Source organism: Dyella soli (genome assembly GCF_054482295.1).
The window spans coordinates 921,353-947,430 of record NZ_JBTFFU010000001.1 but is presented as its reverse complement, the minus strand read 5'-3'; the positions used below and the strand labels follow the sequence as shown (position 1 = coordinate 947,430).

Sequence of the window (26,078 nt, the reverse complement as noted above, 5' to 3'; positions counted from 1 at the left end):
CGCCGCCGCGACGGTCGCGCTTCCCTGTTGCTTGATCCGGGCTGCATCCCGGTGCCGGGTTCCGGCGCCGGGCGATCAATGGATTTCCAGCCATGTATTCCACCTTGCTTCGCGGCGTGGCCTTCGGCCTGCCGCTCACCCTGCTCGCAACCTCCATGGCGCTGGCCCAGGGCGGGCCCGATGCCGATGCGCCGGATTCCTCGCAGCAGGACAGGCACGTCGCCAGCCTCGACGCGGTCAAGGTCACCGCCGCGATGCCGGCGATCCCCGCGCCGGGCTACGCCGCCACCCTGGTCAGCGTGCCGGCCGAGCGCATCGAGGCGACCGTCAATGCCGTCGACGTCGAAGACGCGGCCAAATACCTGCCCAGCATCTTCATACGCAAGCGCAACTATGGAGACACCCAGCCGGTGCTGGCGACGCGCACCTGGGGCGTCAATTCCAGCGCGCGCACGCTGGTGTACATCGACGACATTCCGGTGTCTGCGCTCATCGCCAACAACAACACCATTGGCGCACCGCGCTGGGGCATGACCTCGCCCGAGGCGATCGATCACATCGACATGTTGTACGGGCCGTTTTCGGCCGCGTACGCGGGCAACGCGATGGGAGGCGTCATGCGCATCGTCACGCGCATGCCCGACCACACCGAAGTCACCGTCAGGCAGACCGAGGCCGTGCAGTCGTTCGACCTGTATGGCACGCACGGCAACTACAGCACCAGCCAGACCAGCCTCACCGCAGGTGGGCGCGCCGGCAACCTGGGCTGGTTCGTTGGCGCCGATGCGACCAACAGCTTCAGCCAGCCGCTTTCGATCATCACCGGCACGACCGTGCCCGCAGGCACCAGCGGCACCGTGCCGGCGCTCAACAAGCTGGGGCAGGTCGCCAATGTCTATGGCGCGGGCGGCCTGCTGCATACGCGCATGCTCGACCTCCATGGCGAGCTGGCGTATGACCTCAGCCCGCAATGGCGCGCGACATACCTGGTGGGCTACTGGAGCAACGATGGCCAGTCGCGCACCGATACGTACCTGGCCGATGCGTCCGGCAAGCCGACCTTCGGCAAGGTGGCGGGCTTTGCCAGCAACACCTACGAACTGAGCGCGCATCACCTGATGCAGGCGCTATCGGTGAAGTCCGATACCCGGGGCGACTACGACGCGTCGTTCGTCGTCACGCACTACGACTTCCTCAAGGACAACCAGTGGTCGCCTGCCGGCGTCACCGCGGGCACCGGCTTCACCGGCAACGGGCGGTTGGCCAGCTACGGCGGTACGCAATGGTCGACGGTGGATGCCACGGGGTTCTGGCGGCCGCAGGGCTACGGCGGCGCACACGAGTTGTCGCTGGGCGCGCACGCCGATAGGTACGAACTGGACAACCCCACGCGCAATCTCGCGAACTGGCAGGATCCCTCCAGCGTGACCACGCTGTATGCCGCGGGCAGCGGCAAGACCACCACGCAGGCGCTGTGGCTGCAGGATGCCTGGCAGCTCGCACCGGCGTGGCTGCTCACGCTGGGCGGGCGCTACGAGTGGTGGAAGGCCAGCGACGGCTACAACTTCAGTGGCAAGACGGCGGTGCACCAGCCGGTGGAAAGGGCTGATGCGTTCTCGCCCAAGGCGACCCTGCAATGGAACGTGGCGCCGGACTGGCGGGTGACCGGATCGCTGGCCAGGGCCGTGCGCTTTCCCACCGTGGGCGAGCTGTACCAGCTGGTGTCCACCGGTTCCACGTTCAGCGTGCCCAACCCCGACCTGAAGCCGGAGACCGTGCGCAGCGGCGAGCTTGCGATCGAGCACGCCATCGAACAGGGCACGTTGCGCCTGTCGCTGTTCCAGGAGAACACGCGCCAGGCGCTGATCTCGCAGACATCCACCCTGCCTGGCGTGGCCGCGCCGGTGACCTATGTGATGAACGTGGGCGAGCTGCGCAATCGTGGCGTGGAGCTGGTGGCGCAAAAGGCGGACGTGGTGGTGCGCGGACTCGAACTGGCGGGAAGCATCACCTTCGTCGACTCCACCATTCTTTCCAACGACGCCTTTGTCAGCGCGACCGGCAGCACATCGGTGGGCAAGCACGCGCCCTATGTCCCGCGCTGGCGCGCCACGGCGGTGGCCACCTACCGGCCGGACGCGTCGTGGTCGTTCACTCTCGCGGGCCGTTACAGCGGGCGCCAGTATTCCACGCTGGACAACACGGACAACACGCCCCACGTGTTCGGCGCCTTCGACAGCTTCAAGGTGTTCGATGCACGGGTGCACTACCAGATCAACGATCACCTGGCGGCGTCGCTGGGCGTGGACAACTTCACCAACGAGAAGTACTACCTCTACCACCCGTTCCCGCAACGCACCTACGTGGCCGATCTCAAGCTCAGTCTCTGATGCGCACACGGGCCGGGTATGGACTATCCGGTGCCCCGCGCATGGCTGCCTGCCTCAACGGCAAACCAGCACGGGGACACCGCAGCCAAGCAGGACTTTCTGGGTTTCGCTGCCCAGCAGCAGGCGGGTCATGCCACGCCGGCCGTGCGAGCCCATCACGATCAGGTCGCAGTCCCGCTCGCCGGCAATCCTGATGATGATGTCGGCAGGCTGGTCGCTGAAGATGGCTTCCCCTTCCGAGGACACGCCGGCGGCTTCAGCCATGGCGTGGGCGTCGGCGAGGTAGCGGGCGCCATTGGCCTTGGCCTGTTCGTTATAGGTGTATTCCGTGGATGTCAGCAGGACACCCGCGAAGGCGACGGTCTGGAACGGCGGGATCACGTGCAGGACCAGCACGCGGGCCTTGGCGAGTGCGGCCAGTTCGATGCCGGTGCTGGCCGCGCGGGTCGACAGTTCCGAGCCGTCGATGGGAAGGAGTATGTGCCTGAACATGGGCTTCCTCGCGATCAATGGTGCCTGGGCCGGCGCCGGCCCTGCCGCCGCCCATGCAAGGACGCGGCGCGCGTTTCGTGTTGCGCAGCGTCGCGCACCGTTCGTGCAGCGACTGTCATGACGTGCGCGGCGCGCCACATCAACGCGACGCCGCAGGCCGCGGGCGCGACATGGCGCGAGGTCACAGGCGCGGCATCATGCGGCGGGGATACACTGGACCAAGCTTCGCCAAGGGAGGCCTTGCCATGTTCCAGCGCATCCTTCTTCCGGTCGACGGTTCGGAGCACGCCCTCAATGCCGTGGATACCGGCCTTGCGCTGGCCGGCCGGCTTCAGGCCGAAGTGCATGCGGTGCACGTGCTGCCGCCGTTGCCCACGGTCAGCTACGTCGCCGAACTGATCCAGTCGCAGGAGTGCTACACGGACCCGGCCAGGTCACGCGCCCAGGGCTACCTCGACGAGGTGGCCAAACGTGCGCGGGTCGCCGGTGTGATCTGCACGACCGAATACGTGTTCGACCAGCGCCCCTACCTGGCGATCGTGGCCTCCGCGAAGAAATACCATTGCGACCTCATCGTGATGGCTTCCCGCGGCCACCAGGGCCTCGAACGCCTGCTGCTGGGGAGCGTGACGCACAAGGTGATGCTCACCTGCGAGGTGCCGGTGCTGGTCTGCCACTGAGCACTCCTGCGCCGTGGCGTTCAGATCTGGTCGGCGGGCGGTACCAGGTGATGCCTGACCTGGATCGCATCCAGGCGCTCGCAAATCCAGCCGTGATCTTCGGGGGCGGCGTTTTCCTGCACGGCATCGGCAAGTTTCGTGAACGTCGCCCAGAAATCACGGGGGTTGGGCTTGCTTTGCACCAATCCGGGGATGAACTGGTCCAGGGCGTCGAGCATCTCGTTGAGTTCGGCATGCGATTTGGCCATGGCGTCCAGCCTACACCCGGGCAGCATCAACGGCGCGCGAAAGTCTTACCCAACGATTACAGTGGCTTAACGCCGCCGGAGGCACGTTCATTATCCCTCAAGGGCGAAGAGGCGCTGCGGATCATGGAATCAGAACGCGAAAACGACCTGCTTTCCCGCGCATGCGACGAACTGCTGGAACAGAATTCGCTGTTGCAGCAGGAAATCGAACTGCTTCGCGCGCAACTGCGGCGGCATCCCTCGGGGGAGCTGCAGATTCGCGAGGCGCGGCGACAGATGGAGGAACTGGTGGAAACCTGCAGGGGCCATACACCGTTCCCGTCGATGACGCGCCTGGAAGCGTCCATGCTCTAGCCCGGCGTCACCTCAAGCACGATCTTGCCGATGTGCTGCCCATCCTCCATCGCCCGGTGGGCATCAGCAGCACGTTCGAGCGGATAGACTGCATGGACGACCGGAAGGCAGCGACCCTGTTCCAGCACAGGCCATACGCTCTCGCGCAAGGCAGTGGCGATGGCGGCCTTTTCCTGCGCGCTGCGTGAGCGCATGGCCGAACCGGTCACCACGGCACGCTTGGCCATGATGGCCCGCAGGTCGATGCGTTCGGCGATCTCGCCTCCCAGGAATCCGATCAGCAGCAGGCGCCCGTCGCGGGCGAGCGTGGCGAGGTTGTCGGCAAAATAGTTGGCACCCATGATGTCGAGGATCACATCCGCGCCGCGCCCGCCGGTACGGGCGCGCACGACGTCGGCGAAGGACTCCTGCCGATAATTGATCGGCTCACCACCGAGTTCGCGGATCGCCTCGCACTTGCTGCTGCCACCGGCGGTAGCAAAGGCGCGGATGCCGAATTCGCGGCAAAGCATCAAGGCGGTGGTGCCGATGCCGCTGGTGCCGCCGTGGATCAGCACGACCTCGCCCTGGCGTGCGTGTCCCATCACGAACAGGTTGGCCCACACGGTGAAAAACGTCTCGGGCATGGCCGCGGCCTGCAACGCCGTCACGCCACGGGGGATCGGCAAGGCCTGACCGGCCGGAACCACGCAATACTCGGCGTAGCCACCGCCATTGGTGAGGGCGCAAACGGCATCGCCGGGCGCGTAGCCGCCCACGTCCGCGCCAAGGGCGACGACGGTGCCGGCCACTTCCAGGCCGGGTATCGGGCTGGCATCGGGAGGCAGGGGGTAATGCCCGGCACGCTGCAGCACGTCGGGCCGGTTCACGCCGGCCGCCGCGACTTGCAGCAGGAGCTCGCCGGGTCCCGGCGTGGGCACGGCCACTTCACGCGATCGCAATACCTCCGGACCACCCGGTGCGCTGATCTCGATCTCGGTCATCCTTGCGGGCAACGACAGGGGCATGGTGCGGCTCCGGGCGGGCAGGGGCGGGATGCCATCATGCCTCGCCGGCCAGCAGCGCGCGTTGGCGTCTGCGGCGGCGCAAGAGCGAACGTATGCCCAGCGCGATGACGATCAGGAGAAGAACGCCGGTGGCGCCGACCAGCTGCAACATGCGCGTCTGGCTGTACATCACGAACACGCCGGAGCGGCCATAGAATCCGTTGAAGCCGGCCAGCACGGCGGGCAGCGTCATCAGTTCGTCCTTGCCCAGCTGCAATGGTCGTTCGTCGGGATGGAAGCTTGCGCCCATCGGCTCGGTGTTGCCCTGCCGGTCCAGTTCGATGTGGCCGCCCAGCACATGACTGACCGGCAGGTCGTGCAGGAACGCAGCCATGCGCCCCGCACTGGCGCGGCTGGCGGCGGCATCCCCGATCACCAGCCGCCCCGGCAGGAAAAAGTCGCCGGTAAAGGCAAGGCCGTTCACGCGGTCATAGAAGGACACATGCGAGTCGGTGTGTCCCTGCGTGGGAATGACATCGACGATGCGATCGCCCAGGTCGATCTGCGCGACATCATCCGGCCAGTGCCTGAAGCCGAATCCGCTGACCACTTGCGCGAGCCCGGTGCCGACGATGCTCACGTCGGGCAGGGACGCGAACTGCGCGTCGCCGCCACGATGGTCCAGGTGGCTATGCGTGTGCACGACCAGCAACGGCATGCGTGACGCACCTACCTGCGGCAGCAGCGCCACCACGGTGGAAGCCAGCGGCATTTTCCTGGCGTCGGCGACATCGCCGGTATCGATCAGCAGCGCGCGCTTCGTGCCGATCAGCAGATAGACGAACGGGCCCTCATAGGTCTGGCACAAGCTTTCCCGCAGGATGTAGGTGCGCTCGTTGTAACGATGCACCTGCAGCGGCCGAGGCGGATGTGCATCGCAATCGGTGGCGCCGCGATCCCACTGGACGTCCATGGAGCCCGGCGCGAGCTGGGCAAGGGCAGGGGCGGCCAGCAGCCAGCCGATCGCCAACAACAAGGAGAGTGCGAGTTTCATCCTGACCTCGGCAACGTGGGGAAAGCCCGCGCACGGCGGGCGCACGGGTGAACCCCGTTCCGATGCAGCGCGAGCCTGCATGGTTTAAGTGGCCGGGCGCGAAGGTGGCACGGTGCGGGGCGTCCCCATCCGGTCCGGCGGCGTGATGATCACGTGAAGCGATGTGACCGTGGTGGCAACCGCGCCATCTGCCTGCTTGCGGGCACTTACATGGGCTCCCTGGCTCGGGCACATTCGGCGCGGCCGGCAGCAGGCCGTTCCTCGGCGTGACTGCCGGCGTGTCGTTCAGGGACGGATGTCGACCGACATCCGCATAGGGGACTCGCTATGGAGAAGGCACACATGCAGCATGCATCGATCAGGTGGCTGGCACGGCTGGCGACGCCGGGACTGTTGATGATGGCGCTGGTTTCGACGGGCACCCGGGCGGCCGATGGCCCGCCGTCCACGGGACTGGGACAGGCCTGGCCCAGCGCAACGGACGTCAGCGCAAGCCCGCGCTGGCATGTCTATGTGTTCCAGCGCGACGGCATCCGCTACATCCAGATCAACGACCTGGGCGGCACCGTACGCGCGGCCTTCGCCACCTCGGGCGGCGCGTTCCTGGTGCTGCCGGTGGGCGTGGATGCCACCCGCCTCGCCACGCCGCAGCAACCCCAGCCCGCGCCGGCCAGCACGACGGGCGACGTGGTCTATCAGGATGCTGCCGTGAAAGTGCTGGTGGCGCCGCAAGCGGATGGCACCGTGCAGGTGCGCGCAGCGAGCGGGGACTGCAAGGACCCCATCGAATGCAGTGCGCGCATCAACTGATGCACTGAATCCTCATGCACGCGGCGCTTCCTGCACGGAGGCGCCGCGATGCAGCGGGTGCGCCCGCAACGAATCGTGCAGCAGCACCGTGACGCCCAGGCCCGTGGGCAGGTCGCGCAGATGCACCATGCCGCCATAGATCTGCGCACGGTCGCGGATCGACGAGATGCCCAGGCCACTGGCGCCCAACAAGGTCATGGCCTGTTTCCACGATTCCTCGGTGGCGGCGGCATCGGCATGGCCGGACGGGCTTGATTCGCCCACGACGCGCATGACCACCCAGCGGCGCCCGCCGGTGTAGCCGCCGCGCACCTGCAGGTGGATGTGCTGCACGGGACCGCGGGCCAACACGTAGACCAGCACCTCGCTCGCCAGCCGGTAGAGCATCATGTGGACGTCCGCCGCGAGCTGGCTCAGTCCGCGCCCGGCAAGATCGCAGCGATACGTGGCGCCTGCCATGTGGACGGCCTGCGCAAACGGGCCGTCGCGCAGGGTGGCCGGTACGCCGCGTTCCCGCCAGCCGCGCGGATAGAGCGCATTGGCCAGGCGGTGCATCTCGTGCTGGGTGATCGCCACCTGCCGCGAGTAGGTGTGTTCCTCGCCCGCGGGCAGATGGTGGCGCAGGCGATCGAGCAGGCGGCTCTGGTTTTCGCGCATCGTGCGGCTGAGGTGGTCGAGGGTGTCGGCCACCTGGCGCAGGCGCAGTTCCTCGAGGTAGAGGCCTTGTTGCGCCAGCTGGAAGCCGCGCAAGGTATCGATGCGACTGGCCTGCGCGGAGTGCACGTGCTGGGCGATGCGCGAACCGAGCATGAGCAGGGTGGTGATCGCGAAGGCGATGAAAGCCTGCGCCTGGATCACGGCCGGATCGCGCACCACGGTCGAGCTGAGCACGACCGCGATGCTTGCCAGCGTTCCGCCCAGAGCGGCGCCCTGCCAGCCACGCCGCGCGGTCAGCCAGACCACCGGCAGGAACATGGCCATGCGGAATACCTGCATGCTGTCGCCCTGGCTGTTGAACACCAGCCCCGTCAGCAACAGCAGTGGCACCAACACGCCGAGCAGCCAGTCGCGTACCAGGTGGCTCTGCCAGAACGCCGCGCCGAATGCCCGTGGCGGGCTCGCGCTCAGCCACAGGTAGATGGCGATGGCCGACGGTGCCAGCGTCAGTGCACCGAGGTAGTCGCCCAGGAAATAACCGAACAGGACCTGGGGCGTGATGTCGGGCTGCGCTTCGCCGGCGGGCATTTGCACGGCGGCCAGCGCGGCGGCATCGCCGGTGGCGGTGAGCACGGCTCCCGCCAGCGTCAGGCCCAGCAGCATGGTCATGTTGATCTGGTGCGCGCCGCGCAGCAGCCGGGCATGGCGCCGCCACAAGCCGACGACGAGGGCGAGCGGGGCTATCGGCGGGATGGCGGCAAGGCTGGCCCAGCGCCAGCCGAAGTCATCCCGGCAATTCCATGCGTGGTAGCTGACGGGTATCAGTTCACCGATCACCAGCGCCGGCCAGTAACGGCGGGGAAGCAACAGCAGGCAGGTCAGGCGCAGCCCGGCGGGCAGGTACCAATGCGAAACGGAGACGTCCCTCGACAGCACGTAGCCGATGGCATAGGCAACGCTGACGATCAGGTAGCGAACCCAGCGCCACGCCCCCGCTCCTGCACGCATAGCCTCATTCCCCCAAAGCTGCTTGTTGTTCTTGTCAGCTCAACCAGGCTCAGGGCCACGCCGGCGTCACCTGCCGCCGCTCTGTCCCGTCCTGCCCTTGGGCTGCTGTGCCGGGTCCGACGACCCGGCAATGGCTGCTCTGCGCCAGGCCGTTCCGGCGCGCCAATGCATGCATTTTACCCAATGCCGAAGGCGCTACAGGGGCGTGGCGATGAGTCGTAGTCCACAGTACCCATCGTGGCCGGCGACTTTCGCATGCTTGCAGGTGATGCCTTGGTGAAGATCGGGGCCACGCCGGTGGCGGGCGGGGCTGCCAGGCGAGCGTGGCTTCAGGCCGGGCCGGGGTCGCCCCTGGCGCTGGTGATTTCCACGCCTTCGCGCATGGCCTTGGTCACCGGCGTGTTGGCGACGATCTCGAGCAATCGCTGCCATTGCGCGTCGTTCAGCGCACCGCTGGCGTGCAGCGTGCGATGCACATGCAGGCGCCCCTCATCGTCGCGAACCAGTTCCAGCTCCGCGCGAAATTCGCCCAGGTCCCAGCCCTTGCGCTGCGCATACATGCGCAAGGTGATGGCCGTGCATGCGGAGAGCGAGGCGAGGTAGTAGTCGAATGGCGCCGGCCCCGCGCCCTGGCCGCCCAATGCAGAGGGTTCATCCGTGTCCAGCGGGTAGTGGCCCGCATTGATGTGATGAAGGTAGTTGTCGTTGGTGGATACGACGGTGGCAAATGAGACGCGGGGCATGCGGCGGTACTCCTGCGATGGATCCATGAGGCCGGTGGATCGGGACGAGCAACGATGGTACGCCAGCCGTGCCCGCGCGCCGCGTCCATGACTGGCGCACGGGCGATGCCCGGCACTGCGCCAAGGGCGCACCGCCGCGCGCAATTGGACCAAGGTAGCAATGCCGACATCGCTCCGGGGCACGCCGTGGCGATGCGTCGGTCGAGGCGCGGCGATACAATGGCTACCCGCGTACGTGCGTGTTCACGCGTGCCATGGCTGCGTCCTTCGCGCGCCTTGCCAGTCCCATGGCCAGCCATGCACCGGCCACCGGGCCTGATTGTGCACGCACCGATGGACTGCACCCCCTTCCCCAGGATGATTCCCGTCATGCGTTCCCTCGTACTTCCTGTTGCCATTGCGTGCTCACTCGGCCTGGCCGGTTGCGTCACCAGTCGCGGACTGCATACCACCGGTACGCTGACTGATCCGGGCAGCCTGAAGTCGGAGCGGAGCCTTGCTGATGTGTCGCTCAGTCCCACCGCGTGGCCTGCCAAGGACTGGTGGGTGAGTTTCGGCGACCCCCAGCTCAGCGCGCTGATCGACGAGGCCGTCAGCAACAACCCGAGCCTGGACGAAGCCGAGGCGCGCGCGCGCCACGCGCAGGCGGTGGCGGACGGCTTCAACGCCGGTCGCAAGCCGCAGGCGCAACTGGACGCCGAGATCATTGGCTCCCGCCTGTCGAGCAAGGACCCGATCTATCCGGTGTACGCGCTCGGCACGTTTGCGTGGAGCAAGTCGATCACTGCCGGATTCTCGTGGGACCTCGACCTGTGGGGCGGCAAGCGCGCCGCCTGGGAGTCGGCACTGGGTCGCAGCAGGGCCGCGCAGATCGACGCGCATGCAGCGCGCATCCAGCTTTCCGTCAACGTCGCGCGCGCCTATGTCCACCTGGGCTACGCGTTTGCGCAGAAGGACGTGGCGGAGGCCGAGCTCAAGCGGGCCAGCGAAACTCTCGAGGTGACGCATCGCCTGGTGGCCGGCGGGCTCGGCACGCCGCAACAGGAGCATTTTGCCGACTCGCAGGTCGCCGACGCGGAGCAGCAGAAGGTGGCCACCGATCGGGCCATCGACGCGGCGCGCAGCAGCCTCTCCATCCTGCTGGGGCAGGGACCCGACCGCGGCCTCGCCATCGAGCGACCGCACCTGCTCGACACCGGCCCCGCGGTGTTGCCCGAGAAGTTGCCCGTGGACCTGGTGGGACGGCGTGCCGACCTGGTGGCGGCGCGCTGGCAGATCGAGGCCGCAGGCAGGGAAATCAAGTCAGCCAGGACCGAGTTCCTGCCCAACATCAGCCTCAGCGCGATGGCGGGCTTCGTCGCCGTGGGCGGCAGTACCAGCGTGCTGCAACTGCCTGCGCGCACCTATGCCTTCGGGCCGGCGCTGAGCCTGCCGATCTTCGACGGTGGACGCCGCCGCGCCCATCTGGCCGCAGCCGATGCCGAGTACGACGCCCTCGTGGCCCGCTACAACGGACTGCTGGTCAGTGCCCTGAACGACGTGAGCGACCAGGTGTCGGCGCTGTCGTCGGTGCGCGCGCAGATCGTGCTGGAGAAACGCGCCCAGGACGATGCGCAAAAGAGCTGGAACGATGCGCTGAAGGCGTACAAGGGTGGCCTCAAGGGTCCGCTGACGCCGCTCACCAGCCGCCAGCAGCTGCTGGCGGCGCAACAGCGGCTGGCGACGCTCGAAAGCCAGCAGACCGACATTTCCGTGCGCCTGATCGAGGCCCTGGGCGGCGGATTCGACGGCGCAGCCGAGGTGGCGCAGGTCAGCGCGCAAGACCCGAAGCACGAGCCCGTCGCCAACAACCGCCCGACTCCGTGAACATGATGCTGTGCATGGCCTGCCACGGCTGCCGTCGCGACTGGAAATCGCCGGCAATGCCCTCATCTTGAGGGCCGTTCCATCATGGCCCGCAGGCAGTACGAGCGACGGGCCGTACGCATTGCACGAGAGGTGACCATGGCAACGGGCTGGGCCGGCGACGGCGCCGTACAGGATCAGATCGACGCGACCGTGGAAGATGCGGTGAAGCGCGCACGCAGTCGTCTGCAGAAGGGTCCGGGCCTCACCCATTGCGAATCCTGCGAGGCGCCCATTCCGGCCGCGCGCCGCGAGGCCGTGCCTGGCGTGCGCCTGTGCGTCGCCTGCCAGCAGGTCCATGATCGCGAAGAGGCGGCGCATGCCGGCTACAACCGGCGCGGCAGCAAGGACAGCCAGCTGCGCTAGAGCTGAACCGGATGTAGTGGAGCGGCGGCTGCTCGCTTGACACTGGCAACCCGCGCGTCGGTCAATAGAACTCTTTCGCCACGAAACGAGCATGACCGCAATGAACGACAGGATCAGTCCGCTCGCCGGCAAGGTAGCCCCCGCGTCACTGCTGGTGGACGTGGACCGGCTCCGCGCCGCCTATGCCGACCTGCGGCCCGATCCGGCAGTGGCGGCGCAACGCGTGGCGTTCGGCACGTCGGGGCACCGCGGAAGCTCGTTCGAGCGCAGCTTCAACGAATGGCATGTGCTGGCGATCACGCAGGCGATCTGCGAATACCGCAAGCACCAGGCCATCGATGGGCCGCTCTATCTCGGCATCGACTCGCACGCCCTGTCGCGGCCGGCATACGAGAGCGCGCTGGAGGTGCTTGCCGCCCATGGCGTCGACACGCGCATTGCCAGTGGCGACGAATTCACGCCTACCCCGGCGATATCGCACGCCATCCTGGTCCATAACCGCGGCCGCAGCAGCGGCCTTGCCGATGGCATCGTCGTCACGCCCTCGCACAATCCGCCCGACAGCGGTGGCTTCAAGTACAACCCGCCCAACGGCGGTCCGGCCGATACCGACGTCACCGGATGGATCCAGCAGCGCGCGAATGCACTGCTGGAAGGCGGGCTGCGCGAGGTGCGGCGCATGCCGTTCGCGCAGGCGCGGCATGCCGGCACCACCCATCAGCACGACTTCATCCACGCCTATGTCGCCGACCTGGCCAACGTCATCGATTTCGACGCGGTGCGCGGCAGCGGCGTTCACCTTGGCGTGGATCCGCTCGGCGGCGCGGGCGTGCGTTTCTGGGGGCCGATCGCGGAGCGCTACGGCATCGACCTGACCGTGGTCAGCAACGAGGTGGATCCGACCTTCCGCTTCATGACCGTGGACTGGGACGGCAAGATCCGCATGGACCCTTCCTCGTCGCATGCCATGCAGCGCCTGATCGACCTCAAGGATCGCTTCGACGTGGCCTTCGCCTGCGATACCGATCACGACCGGCACGGCATCGTGACCCGTACCAGCGGCTTGATGCTGCCCAATCATTATCTGTCGGTGCTGGTGGATTATCTGTTCCGCCACCGGCCGCAGTGGCGCGCCGACGCCGCCGTGGGCAAGACGCTGGTGAGCAGCGCGCTGATCGATCGGGTGGCCGCGCGCCTCGGTCGCCGGCTGCATGAGGTTCCGGTGGGCTTCAAGTGGTTTGTCGACGGCCTGTTCGACGGCAGCCTTGGTTTCGGCGGCGAGGAAAGTGCGGGTGCCTCGTTCCTGCGCAAGGACGGCAGCGTGTGGTGCACCGACAAGGACGGTATCGCGGCAGCGTTGATGTCCGCCGAGATCACCGCGCGCACGGGGCGCGATCCGGGCGAGCTCTATCGCAGCATGACGGACGAGCTTGGCCAGCCATGGTCCAGTCGTGTCGACGCGCCGGCGAACACCGAGCAGAAGGCGCGCCTGTCCAGGCTCTCCCCGGACCAGGTGAAGACGAACGAGCTTGCCGGCGCCAAGATCGAGGCCGTGCTGGACCGTGCGCCAGGCAATGGCGCGCCGATCGGCGGCATCAAGGTGGTCACGGCCAGCGGCTGGTTTGCCGCGCGCCCCTCCGGCACCGAGGACATCTACAAGATCTACGCCGAAAGCTTCCGTGACGAAGCCCACCTGCAGTCGCTGCTGCACGAGGCGCAGGGCATGGTCGACGCCGCGCTCTGAGGCGCCGGCGGCACGGTAGTCGTCATCGGGCTGTAACAGAGCCGCAAAGTCCGCGTGGTGTAGTCACCCAGAACGGCCCGGGGGGCCATGGTTGTGCGTCATCGCGGGAAGGTGTTCATGTCATCCGTGATCGTTGCTGTGCTGGCGTTGTCCGCACTGGTCATCGAGGTGGTCATCATGCGTGTGCTGGAAAAGGACTGGATCCTGGCCCGGGCGTCACGGCGCAGTGGGGAGCAGGCGGGCGACCGCCCCGAAGCGCGCCTGGACACGGTTTCCGGCTGAACGCCGGTCAGGCCTGGTCGGGCGGGGGCAGGGCAAGGGCTGCCACGGCCTCCTGCGCCAGCGGCAGCAGGCCTTCGCCCCCATCGCCCTGGTAAGCCTTCAATTGCCGGCGCATGGCCGGGTCCCAGAACCTCGTCAGGTGGTCGCGCACGCCATTCACGGCGGCGGCGTGATCGGGTTCGGCCGCGAAATACGTGGCAATGTCGTTGGCCATGGTGACGAGTCGTTCGATTCTCATGACGGCTCCAGCGTCAGCGGCAGCAGGCGCTGGGGATGGGTATAGACGTTGTGGCTGCCGGGCCGCGCAAACCCCACCAGGGTAATGCCCGCGCTGCGCGCCAGTTCGATCGCCAGCGCCGTCGGCGCGGAAATGGCGACCAGCACGGTGATGCCTGCACTGGTGGCCTTGGTGACCATTTCATAGCTGGCGCGACTGGTCACCACGGCCATGCCGTCCTGCGGATCGATGCCGGAGCGACACATGGCGCCGATCAGCTTGTCGAGCGCGTTGTGCCGCCCGACGTCCTCGCGCACCAGCACGATGCTGCCGTTGCGGTCGGCCCAGGCGGCCGCGTGCACGGCCCCGGTCGCTGCATTCATTGGCTGCCTGGCCTGGAGCTGGGTCAGTGCGGTTTCCAGCGCATCGCGCGAAATCGACGGTCCGTCCCCGACCGGATGGCCGTGGCGGATCGCATCTTCCAGCTCGCGCGTGCCGCAGATGCCGCAGCCACTGCGGCCCGGCAAGAGGCGTTCGCGCTCCCGCTCGAGATGCGCTCCGGCGGCGTTGTCGGTGACGCGCATGGCCAGTTCGATGCCTTCGAGCAGGGCACGGCTCTCGACCTGCAGCAGTTGCGCGGGCTCGCTGATCAGGCCTTCGCTCAGCGAAAAACCCAGCGCGAAGTCGTCCAGGTCGTGCGGCGTGGCCATCATCACCGCGAAGGTTGAGCCGTTGTAGACCATCGCGACCGGCATTTCCTCCGCGATCTGGTCATCCTCGTGGATGGCCTGGCCATGTCGCCAGCGATCGACCGGCCGGGTGACATGGCCCTCGGCGGGTGCGACCGGCCCGGACGCGGTCAAGCGGGCCTCGCCGATGGATCGACCAGTGATTCCTGCGTCGCGCTAAACGCGCGGTGGCGCCGCTGCCAGTCCGAGGGCTGCGTGACGCGGGTGACCTGCACGGCGGTCACCTTGTACTCGGGGCAGTTGGTCGCCCAGTCCGAATTCTCCGTGGTGATGACGTTCGCGCCCGAGCCGGGAAAGTGGAACGTGGTGTAGACCACGCCGGGCTGCATGCGCTCGGAAATCATCGCGCGCAGCACGGTGTCGCCCGAGCGGCTGGCGATGCCGACCCAGTCGCCCTCGGTGATGCCGCGCTCCTCGGCGTCGTGCGGATGGATCTCCAGGCGATCCTCGTCGTGCCACATCACGTTCGCGGTGCGCCGCGTCTGGGCGCCAACGTTGTACTGGCTGAGGATGCGCCCGGTGGTGAGGATGAGCGGGTGCTCCAGGTTCACCTTCTCCGAGGTCGGGACGTATTCGGTGAGCATGAAGCGCCCCTTGCCGCGCACGAATTCATCCACGTGCATGACGGGCGTGCCGGACGGATGCTGCTCGTTGCACGGCCACTGGATCGAGCCGAGGCGGTCGATCTTGTCGAAACTCACGCCATGGAAGGTCGGCGTCAGGCGCGCGATCTCATCCATGATTTCCGAGGCATGCGCGTAGTTCATCGGATAGCCCATCGCCTGCGCCAGCCGCTGGGTGATTTCCCAGTCGGCGTAGCCGCCGCGCGGCTCCATCACCTTGCGCACGCGCGAGATGCGTCGCTCCGCATTGGTGAAGGTGCCGTCCTTCTCCAGGAACGAACTGCCGGGCAGGAACACGTGTGCATACTGCGCGGTCTCGTTGAGGAACAGGTCCTGCACCACGATGCATTCCATCGCGGACAGGGCGGCGGTGACATGCTGGGTATCCGGATCGGACTGGCCGATGTCCTCGCCCTCGATGTAGAGGCCGCGGAAGCTGCCATCCAGCGCGGCCTCGAACATGTTGGGAATGCGCAGGCCGGGCTCGCCGAGCAGGGGCACGCCCCAGGCCTCCTCGAAGGAGTGGCGCACCGCGTCGTCGCCGACATGCCGGTAGCCGGGGAACTCGTGCGGGAACGAGCCCATGTCGCAGGAACCCTGCACGTTGTTCTGGCCGCGCAGCGGATTCACGCCCACGCCTTCGCGACCGATGTTGCCGGTGGCCATGGCAAGGTTGGCGATGGCCATCACCGCGGTCGAGCCCTGCGCGTGTTCGGTAACGCCCAGGCCGTAATAGATCGCGCCGTTGCCGCCGGTGGCGTACAGGCGTGCAGCGCTGCGCAGCAGTTCGGCCGGCACGCCGGTTTCCTCCGCCATCCGCTCGGGGCTGTATTTGTCCTGCGCCACGAAGGCACGCCATTTGGCGAACGCTTCCGGTTCGCAGCGTGCGGCGACAAAGGCTTCGTCGACCAGTCCCTCGGTCACGATGACGTGGGCGAGGGCATTGAGCACCGCGACATTGGTGCCCGGCCGCAGCTTGAGGTGATGGTCGGCCTGGATATGCGGCGTGCGGACCAGGTCGATGCGGCGCGGATCGATCACGATCAGTCGCGCGCCTTCGCGCAGGCGGCGCTTCATCTGCGAGGCGAACACCGGATGCGCGTCGGTGGGGTTGGCACCGATCACCAGCACCACGTCCGTGGCTTCGATGGAGTCGAAATCCTGGGTGCCGGCGGACTCGCCCAGCGTGGCCTTGAGGCCGTAGCCGGTGGGGGAGTGGCAGACGCGGGCGCAGGTGTCGACGTTGTTGTTGCCGAACGCGGCGCGCACCAGTTTCTGTACGAGGTAGGTCTCCTCGTTGGTACAGCGTGACGAGGTGATGCCGCCGATGGCATGGCTGCCGTAGGTGGCCTGGATGCGCCGGAACTCGCTGGCCACGTGCGCGATGGCCTCATCCCAGCTGACCACGCGCCACGGATCGGCGATGCTGGCGCGGACCATGGGCGTGGTGATGCGGTCCGGATGCGTGGCATAGCCGATGGCAAAGCGTCCCTTCACGCAGGAGTGGCCGTGGTTGGCGTGCCCGTCCTTGTTCGGCACCATGCGCACGATCTCCTCGCCCTTCATCTCGGCGCGGAAACTGCAGCCGACGCCGCAATAGGCGCAGGTGGTGATGGCGCTGTGCTCGGCCTGGCCCTTGTCGATCAGGGATTTCTCCGACAGCGTCGCCGTGGGGCAGGCCTGCACGCAGGCGCCGCAGGAGACGCACTCGGAATCGAGGAAGCGATTGTCCTGGCTGGCCGCTACCTTCGAGTCGAAGCCACGGCCCTGGATGGTCAGGGCAAACGTGCCCTGCACCTCGTCGCAGGCGCGCACGCAGCGCGAGCAGACGATGCACTTTGACGGGTCGAAGGTGAAGTAGGGGTTGGATTCGTCCTTGGCGGCGAACAGCGGGTTGGCCACGCTGTCCTGCCCGGTGGCCTGCACGTGGTTGGCGCCGTCGTAGCCGTAGCGAACTTCGCGCAGGCCAACCACGCCGGCCATGTCCTGCAGTTCGCAATGGCCGTTGGCGGGGCAGGTGAGGCAGTCCAGCGGGTGGTCGGAGATGTACAGCTCCATCACGCCGCGCCGGATCGCGGCGAGCCTGGCCGTCTGCGTGCTCACCTTCATGCCGGCGCTGACCGGCGTGGTGCAGGATGCGGGGTAGCCCTTGCGATCCTGGATCTCGACCAGGCACAGGCGGCACGAGCCGAACGCGTCGAGCATGTCGGTGGCGCACAGCCTGGGAATGTTGATGCCTGCCTGCGCCGCCGCCCGCATCACCGACGTGCCCTCCGGCACCTGCACGCGGCGGCCGTCGATCTCCAGCGCCACCATCGTTGCGGATTTGGCGGCCGGTGTACCGAGATCGATCTCGACGATGGACAGCATGACGCGTTACCTCCTCAGGCCACCGTCTTGCGGGGAGCCGTGAAATCTTCGTGGAAATGGTCCAGTGCGCTCAAGACCGGGAACGGTGCCATGCCGCCGAGCGCGCACAGCGAGCCGTCCACCATCGTGCTGCACAGGTCGCGCAGCAGGACCTCATCGCGCTCGCGCGCGGGGGCATCACCGGCCAGCATGCGGTCGATCACTTCCACGCCGCGGGTGGAACCGATGCGGCATGGCGTGCACTTGCCGCAGGACTCGATGGCGCAGAAAGCCATCGCGTAGCGCGCCTGTGCCGCCATGTCGACGGTGTCGTCGAACACCACGATGCCGCCATGCCCGAGCATGCCGCCGATGGCGGCGAAGGCCTCGTAGTCGATCGGCGTGTCCAGCCGCGACGCGGGCAGATAGGCGCCCAGCGGGCCGCCCACCTGCACGGCGCGCACCGGCCGGCCGCTGGCCGTGCCGCCGCCATAGGTTTCGATCAGCTCGCGCAGGGTCAGGCCGAACGCACGCTCGACCAGGCCGGGGCGCTTCACGTTGCCGGCAAGCTGCAGCGGCAGCGTGCCGCGCGATCGTCCCATGCCGTAGTCGCGGTAGTACGCCGCGCCCCGGTCCAGGATCAGCGGCACCGTGGCAAAGGTGATCACGTTGTTGATCACGGTGGGCTTGTCGAACAGCCCGCGGATGGCCGGCAGGGGCGGCTTCACCCGCACCTGCCCGCGTTTGCCCTCGAGCGATTCGAGCATCGAGGATTCTTCGCCGCAGATGTACGCGCCGGCGCCCATGCGCACTTCCAGCCGGAAGGCCTTGCCGCTGCCGCGCACGTCGTCCCCGAGATAGCCGCCGGCCTCGGCCTCGGCGATCGCCGCCTCCAGCGCGCGGCGTGCATGCGGGTATTCCACGCGCAGATAGACATAGCCCTGCGTGGCCCCCACGGCGAGGCCGGCGATGGTCATGCCTTCGATCAGCGCGAAGGGATCGCCTTCCATCATCATGCGGTCGGAGTAGGTGCCCGAATCGCCTTCGTCCGCATTGCACACCACGTACTTGTGGTCGGCCGGTGCATCCAGGCAGGCCTTCCACTTGATGCCCGTCGGGAACGCGGCGCCGCCACGGCCGCGCAGGCCGGAGCTGGTGACGGCCTGCACCACCTCGGCACCGCTCATCGACAGGGCGGCCTCCAGCCCGCGGTAACCGCCATGGGCCAGGTAGTCGTCCAGCCTGCCCGGGTCGACCACGCCGACGCGGGCGAAGGTGAGGCGCTGCTGGGTCTTCAGGTAATCCAGGGATTGGGTGAGTCCAAGCGCCAGCGCGTGTGCGCCGGCGTGCAGGAAGCCGGCGTCGAACAGTCCCGGCACATCGCCCGGCTGCACCGGGCCGTAGGCCACCCGGCCGGCCGGCGTCTCCACCTCCACCAGGGGTTCGAGCCAGTAGAGGCCGCGCGAACCATTGCGCACCACGCGCACGTCGGCCGCACGCCGCTGCGCTTCGGCCACGATGGTCGCGGCCACGGCTCCGGCGCCCAGCGACAGCGCGCCGGCATCGCCAGGCACGTAGACAGTGATGCTCATGTCGCCTCTGTGTCGAGCAAGGCATCAAACCGCTCGGGCGTCATGCGGCCCTTCAACTCGCCATCCACCATGATGGCCGGGGAGCACGCGCAGTTGCCGAGGCAATAGACCGGCTCCAGCGTGTAGCTGCCGTCGGCGGTGGTCCCGTGGAAGTCGACGTCCAACCGCTGCCGGATATGCGCTTCCAGCGCCACCGCGCCCATGGCCTGGCAGGATTCGGCGCGGCATACATAGATGACATGCCGCCCGGCCGGCTTCCGGCGAAAGTAGTGATAGAAGCTGATCACGCCATGCACATCGGCGCGCGAGAGGTTCATCTCGCGCGCGATGAGTGGTACGGCTTCCTCGGGCACGTAGCCCAGTGCGTCCTGCACCCCGTGGAGTACGGGGAGCAGGGCGCCTGGCAGGTCCTTCAACCGCCCGGTGACGTCGAGCACGACGGTACGGATGTGCTGCGGTATGTCTGGCAACAGGGCGATATTTATCGCTCGTTTCATGTTTCCACCGTCGTAACGCCTTTCAGAACAGGGCCGCGGCCTTGGTAATGGCTATCCATACACCGATCAGAAACGGAATGCCAACCAGCGCCCAGGCGAGGCCGCCGACGAGGCCGAACGAGCCGCGGGCGGCATCCTGCGCGCGCGCCGAGACGGCGGCCGCCTCGTGCTGCAGGGAGCGCTCGCGCGCGAGCTCCTCGTCGGTCATCAGCACGCTTTCCTTCACCGGCCGCACCAGCAGGTTGCTGATCATGCCCACCAGCAGCAGCACGGCGAGGATATACAAGGTGCGGTCGTAGACCTGGCTCTTGGCCACGCCGGCGTCGAGCTGGGCCTGGCGCACCGCGGCGATCAGGAACGGGCCGGCGATCCCCGCCACCGACCAGGCCGTGAGCAGGCGTCCGTGGATCGCGCCGACCATCTGCGTGCCGAAGATGTCCGACAGGTAGGCCGGTACGGTGGCAAAGCCGCCGCCATACATGGTGAGGATGACGCACACCGCGGCCACGAACGCACCGGCAAGACCCATGTGTCCCAGCGTGGGCAGGCTGCAATACAGCACGATGCCCAGCGCAAAGAAAATGAAATACGTGGTCTTGCGGCCGATGAAGTCGGAGGTGGAGGCCCAGAAGATGCGGCCGAGGCTGTTGAACAGGCTGATCAGGCCCACCAGTCCGGCCGCGGATGCGGCAATGGCTGCCTTTTGCGCGGTGCTCAGCGCGGCCGACGCATCCAGTCCGAGCAGGCGCCCGCCGAACACATCCTGGAACATCGGGCTGGCCATGGAGATGACGCCGATGCCGGCCGTCACATTCATGCACAACACCACCCAGATCATCCAGAACTGCGGGGTCTTCCAGGCGCGACTCAGGTGCACGTGGCGATGCGTGATGAGCTTGTTGGACGATTCTTCCGACGGTGTCCAGTCGCGTGGCCGCCAGCCGGCGGGTGGCACGCGAAAGCCGAAGGCACCGCAGGACATGGCAATGAAATAGATCACGCCCATGCACATCAGCGTGCTGGCCACGCCCGGTATCCCGTTGGCAGAGAACTTCTCCATCAGCGCGACGGCGATCGGCGCGCCGATCATGGCGCCGCCGCCATAGCCCATGATGGCGAAACCGGTGGCCAGGCCGCGGCGGTCGGGAAACCATTTGATCAGGGTCGATACCGGCGAGATGTAGCCCAGGCCCTGGCCGACGCCCCCCAGCACGCCGGCACCGAGGTAGACCAGCCATAGTTGATGCATCGCGACGCCGATGCCGCCGACCACCAGGCCACCGCCCCAGCACAGCGCGGCGATGAAGCCCGCCTTGCGCGGACCCGCATGTTCCAGCCAGCCGCCCCAGATCGCCGCCGAAATGCCGAGCATGGCGATGAAGGTTTCGAAAATATGGTTGACCGCGGGCACGGTCCAGTTGCAGGTGGTGGTGAACAGTTGCGCGAAGAAGCCCAGGTTGGCGCAGGTCGCTGCATCGGCGCCAGGCACCAGCTTGGTCATCGGCAACCAGAACACGGAAAAGCCGTACGCCATGCCGATGCTCAGATGGATGGCCAAAGCGGCAGGCGGCACCAGCCATCGATTGAAGCGTGGTCCTGCAATGGTGCTTTCCCTGGCCAGTATGCCCGGTGAGTCTCCGCCCGCCGCGTTCAGGACATCAGCTTCCGCTACGCCAGTCATTAGCATCCCCCCTTTGTTGGACCCGGCCAGGGGCCAGGCATGCCTGCGCGATCTTTGTGCGGACCGGTGCGACGCGCCACCCGACCAAGGTCGAAGACGGGCCGCGGCGTGCGCTTCACCGACCGGAATGCCATCATCGGCCACCCATGTCCGGCGACCTGTTGCGCCGCACCACCGCCGTGGAGAGTTTCCGTCATGTGCTTTTGGACAGGCCGGCCGACCCAGCGAATCGTCGCGTGCCGCGTCCGTGCGGGGAGAGCGCGGCTACGCGCGCTCGTCCCGCTGGCCAGCGCAGCGGTGCTCAAGCTGGTCGACCTGTCGGTGGCGCGACCATGATCGGTTACGCCCAGGCCCTTGAAGTGCTGCTGGCCCGCGCCGCGCGGCTGCCCGCCGAGTCCTGCGCGGTCGCGGCGGCATGGGGGCGGGTGCTGGCCGGTGACGTGCGCAGTCCGATGGCCTTGCCCTCGTTCGACCACGCGGCGATGGACGGCTACGCATTAAAGGCAGGCGACGCGCTGGCGGCAGGTGCCGAGCAGGACGTCGAAGGCTCGCAGGCCGCGGGCGATGCCGCGCCCGCGTCATCCGGCGTGGCCAGGGAAATCATGACGGGCGCGCCGTTGCCCGATGGGCTGGACGCCGTCGTGGCGGTGGAGCGCACCGGCTTGCTGGCCGCGCACGCCGATGGCACGCCGGCGCGTATTCGCCTGCTGGATGCCGTGGTCCAAGGCAGCAACGTGCGTCGCGCCGGCAGTGATGTCGCCGCGGGCACGGTGGTCGCATGCAAGGGCAGCGTGATCGAGCCCGCCCAGGTGATGCTGCTGGGCGCACTGGGCGTGACGACCGTGGACGTGGTGCGCCGGCCGCGCGTGGCGATCGTGTGCACCGGCAAGGAGTTGCTGGCCGATCCGGGGCAGCCGCTGGCCGAGGGGCAGATCCACAATTCCAACGGCCCGTATCTGGTCGCCGCGTTCGCGGCGTGCGGCATCACCGTGCTGTCGTGCGAGACCGTGGATGACACGGCGACCACGTACATGCAGGCACTGCGGCGTGCCCGTGACGCCGGCGCTGACCTGATCATCAGTACCGGCGCGGTGTCGATGGGGCGCTACGATTTCGTGCCCGATGCGCTGCGCGCGCTGGGTGCCGAGCTGCTGTTCCACCAGGTGGCGATCCGTCCCGGCAAGCCGGTGCTGGCCGCGGCCCTGGCGGGCGGAACGCTGGTGCTCGGCTTGCCCGGCACGCCGATGGCGGTGGCTGCCGGCTTTCGTTTTTTCGTGACGCCGTTGTTGCGCGCCATGCATGGCCAGCTGGCGGAGCCGGCCATGCACGCGGTGCTGGACACGCTGGTGCAGCCCAAGCCGGGCTTGCGCCATTTCCTGCGGGGCTGCCTCAGGCACGATCACGACGGGCGACTGCACATCGAGGTGCCGGCCCAGCAGCAGCCCTTCCGGATCCAGCCTTTCGCCCAGGCCAATGCGTGGGCGGTGCTGCCGGAGGCCGCCGGCGAATGCGCGCCGGGTCGCGTGATTGAAGTCTTCACGCTGGAGCCGTCATTCTCCATGGCCGTCCGACCGCCTTCGGCGGCGGGGTAAACGGGAGCGCATCCATGAAGCTGCAGATCGAGGGACAGAACCTGCGCGTGCGCATCGGCGAGGAGGAGTTGTCGCGCTTGCTCGCTGGCCATGCGGTCGAGGCGCGCACCTCGTTTGCGCAGGCGTTCGTGCTGGGCTGCACGCTGCAGCTTGGGCCCGGCGACGCCGCCGAGGTCTCCGGCACGCCGGGCGCCTGGCATATCCGCATTCCACAGGCAGCGGTGGTTGCGCATGCGGCGCGGCTGCCGACGCGGGAGGGCCTGCGCTTCGAGTTGGCCGGCGGGGCCGATGGCGATGCGCTGGTCCTGCTGTTCGACGTGGACGTGCGTGACAGCGTGCGTCAGCGCAGGACGCACTGATGCCCGTCGCGATTGCGCCTTGATGACGGCCATGACCCTGCGAGGAGACGTCCCGTGAAGCGAGTCCCCCTGCGCTGGCTGCTGGCCCTGGCCATGGCACTGGCTTCGCCGGGAGCGGCCGCGGCGGACCCGCCGATGACGATTGCCGCAGCGGCCGATCTTCATGGGGCCATGGACAAACTGGTCGAAGCTTACCGGCACGATCACCCGGAGCGGCGCGTCGACGTGGTCTATGGTGCATCCGGACAGCTGCTGACCCAGATCGAGCAGGGTGCACCGTTCGACCTGTTCTTCTCGGCGGACAGCAGTTACCCGCAGCAACTGGTCGCCCACGGCCATGCGGGCGGGCCGCCGGTGCCCTATGCCAACGGGCACCTGGTGCTGTGGAGCAGCAGCCTGGACATGACCCGTGTGCAGGTGGCCGACCTGGCGCAGCCACGTTTTGGCCGCATCGCCATCGCCAATCCGCAACACGCGCCCTATGGCAAGCGCGCCGAGCAGGCGTTGCGGGCGGCTGGCGTGTGGGACGCGCTGCAAGCGCGACTGGTGTACGGCGAGAACATCGGGCAGACGGCGCAATTTGCGCAAAGCGGCAACGCGCAGGTAGGCATCATTGCCGAATCGCTCGCGCTGGCCGCCGCTGGCAAGGGAACCTACGTGGCGGTGCCTGCCTCCATGTATGAGCCGTTGCGGCAAAGTTTCGTGCTGACGCGGCGCGGCGCGGCCAATCCGGTGGCGCGGGATTTTGCCCAGTTCGTGCAGGGTCCGGCGGCCCGGGCCCTGCTGGCGCATTACGGTTTCAGCCTCCCTGTTGACGCGACACCGTGAGCCACGGCCGATGACTTGGTTGTCCGACCAGGATGTGCAGGCCTTCGTGCTGACCTTGCGGCTGGCCGCCACGGTGACCGCACTGCTGCTGGTGCTGGGCGCGCCGCTGGCCTGGTGGCTGGCGCGCACGCGCTCCCGCTGGCGTCGACCCATCGCTGCCGTGGTGGCGCTGCCGCTGGTACTGCCGCCGACCGTGCTCGGCTTCTACCTGCTGATGCTGCTCGGGCCGGATGGCGCGGTCGGGCGCCTGCTGGCGATGGCGGGTCTTGCCGCCTTGCCGTTTACCTTCAAGGGCCTGGTGGTGGCGTCCATGCTGTATTCGCTGCCGTTCGTGGTGCAGCCACTGCACAACGCCTTCGAGGCCGTGGGCGCACGGCCGCTGGAGGTTGCATCCTGCCTGGGGGCGTCGCCGTGGGACCGCTTCTTCTCCGTCGCGCTGCCGATGGCGTGGCCCGGCGTGGCGACGGCGACGGTGCTTGGCTTCGCGCACACGGTGGGTGAGTTCGGCGTGGTGCTGATGATCGGCGGCAACATCCCCGGGCAGACACGCGTGCTGTCGATGCGCATCTACGATCACGTGCAGGCCGGCGAATACCGCGACGCCAACATGTTGTCGCTATGCCTGCTGGCGGTGTCGTTCGTCGCGCTGCTCACCATGTCGCTGCTGCGCACGCGCAGGCCGGCACATGGCTGAGCGGCACGGACTGGACGCGCGGCTCGCATGGCGCCAGGGCGACCTGGCGCTGCAGATCGACATGGCCTTGCCGCCGCGCGGCATCACCGCGCTGTTCGGCCCGTCCGGCGCCGGCAAGACCAGCTGCCTGCGCGCCGTGGCCGGGCTGGAGCCCGGTTGCGAGGGCCGCGTGACGTTCGGCGACGCGGTCTGGCAGGACAGCGCGCGACGCCTCTTCGTGCCGCCGCACCGGCGCCGGCTTGGCTACGTGTCGCAGGAGCCGAGCCTGTTTCCGCACCTCACGGTGGCGGGCAATCTCGACTACGGCTTTCGCCGTGCCGGCCGTCCCGCGCAGCTGGATCGCGACGGACTGATCGAGCGCTTCGGCGTTGGTCCGCTGCTGTCGCGGCGCGTGGGTGCACTGTCGGGCGGCGAACTGCAGCGCGTAGCCATGGTGCGTGCGCTGCTATGCGATCCGGCGCTGCTGCTGTTCGACGAACCGTTGTCGGCACTGGATGCGCTGGCCCGTACTGAACTGCTCGGCTGCCTGGAAAGCCTGCACGCCACGCTGGACGTGCCGATGGTCTACGTGAGCCACAACATCGACGAAGTGGCCCGCCTCGCCGATCACCTGGTGTTGCTGGAGGCCGGGCACATCGTGGCGCAGGGGCCGTTGCAGGCCACGCTTACCCGGCTCGACCTGCCGCCTTCGCTGTCCGCGGCCGTGGGTGCCGTGGTCGAGGGAACCGTCGTTGGCGTGGACGGGCACGACCAGCTCATCGAACTGGCGTTTCCCGGCGGCAGCCTGTGGCTTCCGCATCGACACGAGGTGGTCGGCCAGTCATTGCGTTGCCGCATCGGCGCGCGCGACGTCGTGCTGGCCCATGAACCCGTGGCGGCCACCAGTGCACTGAACCAGCTGCGTTGCCGGGTCGCAGCCATGGCCGATGCCGACCATCCCTCGCAATGCCTGGTGCAGCTGGATGCGGGCGGCAGCATGCTGCTTGCGCGCATCACGCGCCGGTCCTGGCATGCGCTGGGCCTTGCACCGGGCAGGGAAGTATGGGCCCAGGTCAAGGCCGTGGCGCTGGGTGCATGAGCGCGCACAGACAGGTCGTGGTCCGGTTGTTAATGCCCGGGAGCGTGCCGATAATCCTTGCCAGTGTCGCCCTGCGGCGACTGGCGGCAGCATTCACCCA

24 protein-coding genes are annotated in these 26,078 nt (G+C 67.8%); 13 read left to right on the top strand and 11 right to left on the bottom strand.

Annotation, left to right across the window (positions count from 1 at the left end; all coding sequences use genetic code 11):
• Window positions 1-92 precede the first annotated feature (92 nt).
• Window positions 93-2,390: a TonB-dependent receptor gene (locus ACXU4B_RS04425; protein ID WP_131408115.1), complete on the top strand. Its 2,298-nt coding sequence runs from the start codon at window positions 93-95 to the stop codon at window positions 2,388-2,390.
• 54 nt (window positions 2,391-2,444) lie between these two features.
• On the opposite strand, the gene ACXU4B_RS04420 is transcribed toward ACXU4B_RS04425, so the two are convergent.
• Window positions 2,445-2,882 (bottom strand): universal stress protein, encoded by a 438-nt coding sequence (locus ACXU4B_RS04420; RefSeq protein ID WP_131408114.1) that lies wholly within the window; start codon window positions 2,880-2,882, stop codon window positions 2,445-2,447.
• Window positions 2,883-3,127: 245 nt separating this feature from the next.
• Here ACXU4B_RS04420 and ACXU4B_RS04415 point away from each other — a divergent pair, with 245 nt between their 5' ends.
• Both ACXU4B_RS04415 and ACXU4B_RS04410 read left to right on the top strand, forming a co-directional pair.
• Window positions 3,128-3,562, top strand: a complete 435-nt coding sequence (locus tag ACXU4B_RS04415; RefSeq protein ID WP_131408112.1) for a universal stress protein — start codon at window positions 3,128-3,130, stop codon at window positions 3,560-3,562.
• Window positions 3,563-3,612: 50 nt separating this feature from the next.
• Window positions 3,613-4,164 (top strand): hypothetical protein, encoded by a 552-nt coding sequence (locus tag ACXU4B_RS04410; RefSeq protein WP_458910840.1) that lies wholly within the window; start codon window positions 3,613-3,615, stop codon window positions 4,162-4,164.
• On the opposite strand, the gene ACXU4B_RS04405 is transcribed toward ACXU4B_RS04410, so the two are convergent.
• Both ACXU4B_RS04405 and ACXU4B_RS04400 read right to left on the bottom strand, forming a co-directional pair.
• Window positions 4,161-5,171, bottom strand: a complete 1,011-nt coding sequence (locus ACXU4B_RS04405; protein ID WP_205746517.1) for an NAD(P)H-quinone oxidoreductase — start codon at window positions 5,169-5,171, stop codon at window positions 4,161-4,163. The genes ACXU4B_RS04410 and ACXU4B_RS04405 overlap by 4 nt on opposite strands.
• Before the next feature lie 34 nt (window positions 5,172-5,205).
• Complete coding sequence (locus tag ACXU4B_RS04400; protein WP_165583140.1) at window positions 5,206-6,204, bottom strand: MBL fold metallo-hydrolase; 999 nt, start codon at window positions 6,202-6,204, stop codon at window positions 5,206-5,208.
• 342 nt (window positions 6,205-6,546) lie between these two features.
• Between ACXU4B_RS04400 and ACXU4B_RS04395 the strand changes: the two genes are divergently transcribed.
• Window positions 6,547-7,014, top strand: a complete 468-nt coding sequence (locus ACXU4B_RS04395) for a hypothetical protein (protein WP_131408105.1) — start codon at window positions 6,547-6,549, stop codon at window positions 7,012-7,014.
• Window positions 7,015-7,026: 12 nt separating this feature from the next.
• Here ACXU4B_RS04395 and ACXU4B_RS04390 read toward each other — a convergent pair whose 3' ends face one another.
• Together ACXU4B_RS04390 and ACXU4B_RS04385 are read right to left on the bottom strand one after the other, a co-directional pair.
• Complete coding sequence (locus ACXU4B_RS04390; protein WP_131408103.1) at window positions 7,027-8,679, bottom strand: MASE1 domain-containing protein; 1,653 nt, start codon at window positions 8,677-8,679, stop codon at window positions 7,027-7,029.
• 329 nt (window positions 8,680-9,008) lie between these two features.
• Window positions 9,009-9,422 carry an OsmC family protein gene (locus tag ACXU4B_RS04385; protein ID WP_131408101.1) on the bottom strand — a complete coding sequence of 138 codons (414 nt, stop codon included), beginning with the start codon at window positions 9,420-9,422 and terminating at the stop codon, window positions 9,009-9,011.
• Between the two features lie 369 nt (window positions 9,423-9,791).
• Between ACXU4B_RS04385 and ACXU4B_RS04380 the strand changes: the two genes are divergently transcribed.
• From ACXU4B_RS04380 to ACXU4B_RS04365, 4 genes are all read left to right on the top strand, one after another.
• Window positions 9,792-11,288 carry an efflux transporter outer membrane subunit gene (locus tag ACXU4B_RS04380; protein WP_131408099.1) on the top strand — a complete coding sequence of 499 codons (1,497 nt, stop codon included), beginning with the start codon at window positions 9,792-9,794 and terminating at the stop codon, window positions 11,286-11,288.
• Between the two features lie 138 nt (window positions 11,289-11,426).
• Window positions 11,427-11,693 (top strand): DksA/TraR family C4-type zinc finger protein, encoded by a 267-nt coding sequence (locus ACXU4B_RS04375; RefSeq protein WP_131408097.1) that lies wholly within the window; start codon window positions 11,427-11,429, stop codon window positions 11,691-11,693.
• A gap of 100 nt (window positions 11,694-11,793) precedes the next feature.
• Window positions 11,794-13,437 carry a phosphoglucomutase (alpha-D-glucose-1,6-bisphosphate-dependent) gene (gene pgm / locus ACXU4B_RS04370; RefSeq protein ID WP_131408096.1) on the top strand — a complete coding sequence of 548 codons (1,644 nt, stop codon included), beginning with the start codon at window positions 11,794-11,796 and terminating at the stop codon, window positions 13,435-13,437.
• A gap of 117 nt (window positions 13,438-13,554) precedes the next feature.
• On the top strand, window positions 13,555-13,719 hold the full coding sequence (locus tag ACXU4B_RS04365; protein ID WP_165583139.1) for a hypothetical protein: 165 nt from the start codon (window positions 13,555-13,557) through the stop codon (window positions 13,717-13,719).
• 7 nt (window positions 13,720-13,726) lie between these two features.
• Here ACXU4B_RS04365 and ACXU4B_RS04360 read toward each other — a convergent pair whose 3' ends face one another.
• Genes ACXU4B_RS04360 through ACXU4B_RS04335 form a run of 6 tightly spaced genes read right to left on the bottom strand, consistent with a single transcriptional unit; the run spans window position 13,727 to window position 21,427 of the window.
• On the bottom strand, window positions 13,727-13,957 hold the full coding sequence (locus ACXU4B_RS04360) for a formate dehydrogenase subunit delta (protein ID WP_131408094.1): 231 nt from the start codon (window positions 13,955-13,957) through the stop codon (window positions 13,727-13,729).
• On the bottom strand, window positions 13,954-14,799 hold the full coding sequence (fdhD, locus tag ACXU4B_RS04355; protein WP_131408092.1) for a formate dehydrogenase accessory sulfurtransferase FdhD: 846 nt from the start codon (window positions 14,797-14,799) through the stop codon (window positions 13,954-13,956). The genes ACXU4B_RS04360 and fdhD overlap by 4 nt, the downstream gene beginning before the upstream one ends.
• Complete coding sequence (fdhF, locus tag ACXU4B_RS04350; protein ID WP_131408090.1) at window positions 14,796-17,678, bottom strand: formate dehydrogenase subunit alpha; 2,883 nt, start codon at window positions 17,676-17,678, stop codon at window positions 14,796-14,798. The genes fdhD and fdhF overlap by 4 nt, the downstream gene beginning before the upstream one ends.
• A gap of 14 nt (window positions 17,679-17,692) precedes the next feature.
• A complete protein-coding gene (locus ACXU4B_RS04345) occupies window positions 17,693-19,249 on the bottom strand; it encodes a formate dehydrogenase beta subunit (RefSeq protein WP_131408088.1) in 1,557 nt (518 codons plus the stop codon).
• Window positions 19,246-19,746, bottom strand: a complete 501-nt coding sequence (locus ACXU4B_RS04340) for a formate dehydrogenase subunit gamma (RefSeq protein WP_131408086.1) — start codon at window positions 19,744-19,746, stop codon at window positions 19,246-19,248. Before ACXU4B_RS04340 ends, ACXU4B_RS04345 begins: the two co-directional genes overlap by 4 nt.
• A 22-nt stretch (window positions 19,747-19,768) precedes the next feature.
• Window positions 19,769-21,427, bottom strand: coding sequence for an OFA family MFS transporter (locus tag ACXU4B_RS04335; protein WP_131408084.1), 1,659 nt, complete (start codon window positions 21,425-21,427; stop codon window positions 19,769-19,771).
• Window positions 21,428-21,759: 332 nt separating this feature from the next.
• Between ACXU4B_RS04335 and ACXU4B_RS04330 the strand changes: the two genes are divergently transcribed.
• Genes ACXU4B_RS04330 through modC form a run of 5 tightly spaced genes read left to right on the top strand, consistent with a single transcriptional unit; the run spans window position 21,760 to window position 25,978 of the window.
• Window positions 21,760-23,019 (top strand): molybdopterin molybdotransferase MoeA, encoded by a 1,260-nt coding sequence (locus tag ACXU4B_RS04330; protein WP_131408082.1) that lies wholly within the window; start codon window positions 21,760-21,762, stop codon window positions 23,017-23,019.
• Between the two features lie 14 nt (window positions 23,020-23,033).
• On the top strand, window positions 23,034-23,378 hold the full coding sequence (locus ACXU4B_RS04325; RefSeq protein ID WP_131408080.1) for a hypothetical protein: 345 nt from the start codon (window positions 23,034-23,036) through the stop codon (window positions 23,376-23,378).
• A gap of 54 nt (window positions 23,379-23,432) precedes the next feature.
• A complete protein-coding gene (gene modA / locus ACXU4B_RS04320; RefSeq protein WP_205746516.1) occupies window positions 23,433-24,206 on the top strand; it encodes a molybdate ABC transporter substrate-binding protein in 774 nt (257 codons plus the stop codon).
• Window positions 24,207-24,216: 10 nt separating this feature from the next.
• Window positions 24,217-24,900, top strand: coding sequence for a molybdate ABC transporter permease subunit (gene modB / locus ACXU4B_RS04315; protein WP_131408078.1), 684 nt, complete (start codon window positions 24,217-24,219; stop codon window positions 24,898-24,900).
• A complete protein-coding gene (modC, locus tag ACXU4B_RS04310) occupies window positions 24,893-25,978 on the top strand; it encodes a molybdenum ABC transporter ATP-binding protein (RefSeq protein WP_131408076.1) in 1,086 nt (361 codons plus the stop codon). Before modB ends, modC begins: the two co-directional genes overlap by 8 nt.
• Window positions 25,979-26,078 lie beyond the last annotated feature (100 nt).

What these genes read in the sequence shown, in the direction of transcription:
- ACXU4B_RS04380 (WP_131408099.1), top strand. Translation starts at nt 9,792, where the DNA reads ATGCGTTCCCTCGTACTTCCTGTTGCCATTGCGTGCTCACTCGGCCTG.
- modC (WP_131408076.1), top strand. Translation starts at nt 24,893, where the DNA reads ATGGCTGAGCGGCACGGACTGGACGCGCGGCTCGCATGGCGCCAGGGC.
- ACXU4B_RS04410 (WP_458910840.1), top strand. Translation starts at nt 3,613, where the DNA reads ATGCCTGACCTGGATCGCATCCAGGCGCTCGCAAATCCAGCCGTGATC.
- ACXU4B_RS04345 (WP_131408088.1), bottom strand. Translation starts at nt 19,249, where the DNA reads ATGAGCATCACTGTCTACGTGCCTGGCGATGCCGGCGCGCTGTCGCTG.
- ACXU4B_RS04390 (WP_131408103.1), bottom strand. Translation starts at nt 8,679, where the DNA reads ATGCGTGCAGGAGCGGGGGCGTGGCGCTGGGTTCGCTACCTGATCGTC.
- ACXU4B_RS04330 (WP_131408082.1), top strand. Translation starts at nt 21,760, where the DNA reads ATGATCGGTTACGCCCAGGCCCTTGAAGTGCTGCTGGCCCGCGCCGCG.
- ACXU4B_RS04400 (WP_165583140.1), bottom strand. Translation starts at nt 6,204, where the DNA reads ATGAAACTCGCACTCTCCTTGTTGTTGGCGATCGGCTGGCTGCTGGCC.
- ACXU4B_RS04425 (WP_131408115.1), top strand. Translation starts at nt 93, where the DNA reads ATGTATTCCACCTTGCTTCGCGGCGTGGCCTTCGGCCTGCCGCTCACC.
- fdhF (WP_131408090.1), bottom strand. Translation starts at nt 17,678, where the DNA reads ATGCTGTCCATCGTCGAGATCGATCTCGGTACACCGGCCGCCAAATCC.
- ACXU4B_RS04325 (WP_131408080.1), top strand. Translation starts at nt 23,034, where the DNA reads ATGAAGCTGCAGATCGAGGGACAGAACCTGCGCGTGCGCATCGGCGAG.
- ACXU4B_RS04340 (WP_131408086.1), bottom strand. Translation starts at nt 19,746, where the DNA reads ATGAAACGAGCGATAAATATCGCCCTGTTGCCAGACATACCGCAGCAC.
- modB (WP_131408078.1), top strand. Translation starts at nt 24,217, where the DNA reads ATGACTTGGTTGTCCGACCAGGATGTGCAGGCCTTCGTGCTGACCTTG.
- ACXU4B_RS04420 (WP_131408114.1), bottom strand. Translation starts at nt 2,882, where the DNA reads ATGTTCAGGCACATACTCCTTCCCATCGACGGCTCGGAACTGTCGACC.
- ACXU4B_RS04335 (WP_131408084.1), bottom strand. Translation starts at nt 21,427, where the DNA reads ATGACTGGCGTAGCGGAAGCTGATGTCCTGAACGCGGCGGGCGGAGAC.
- ACXU4B_RS04395 (WP_131408105.1), top strand. Translation starts at nt 6,547, where the DNA reads ATGCAGCATGCATCGATCAGGTGGCTGGCACGGCTGGCGACGCCGGGA.
- ACXU4B_RS04415 (WP_131408112.1), top strand. Translation starts at nt 3,128, where the DNA reads ATGTTCCAGCGCATCCTTCTTCCGGTCGACGGTTCGGAGCACGCCCTC.
- pgm (WP_131408096.1), top strand. Translation starts at nt 11,794, where the DNA reads ATGAACGACAGGATCAGTCCGCTCGCCGGCAAGGTAGCCCCCGCGTCA.
- ACXU4B_RS04365 (WP_165583139.1), top strand. Translation starts at nt 13,555, where the DNA reads ATGTCATCCGTGATCGTTGCTGTGCTGGCGTTGTCCGCACTGGTCATC.
- ACXU4B_RS04385 (WP_131408101.1), bottom strand. Translation starts at nt 9,422, where the DNA reads ATGCCCCGCGTCTCATTTGCCACCGTCGTATCCACCAACGACAACTAC.
- ACXU4B_RS04375 (WP_131408097.1), top strand. Translation starts at nt 11,427, where the DNA reads ATGGCAACGGGCTGGGCCGGCGACGGCGCCGTACAGGATCAGATCGAC.
- ACXU4B_RS04360 (WP_131408094.1), bottom strand. Translation starts at nt 13,957, where the DNA reads ATGAGAATCGAACGACTCGTCACCATGGCCAACGACATTGCCACGTAT.
- ACXU4B_RS04405 (WP_205746517.1), bottom strand. Translation starts at nt 5,171, where the DNA reads ATGCCCCTGTCGTTGCCCGCAAGGATGACCGAGATCGAGATCAGCGCA.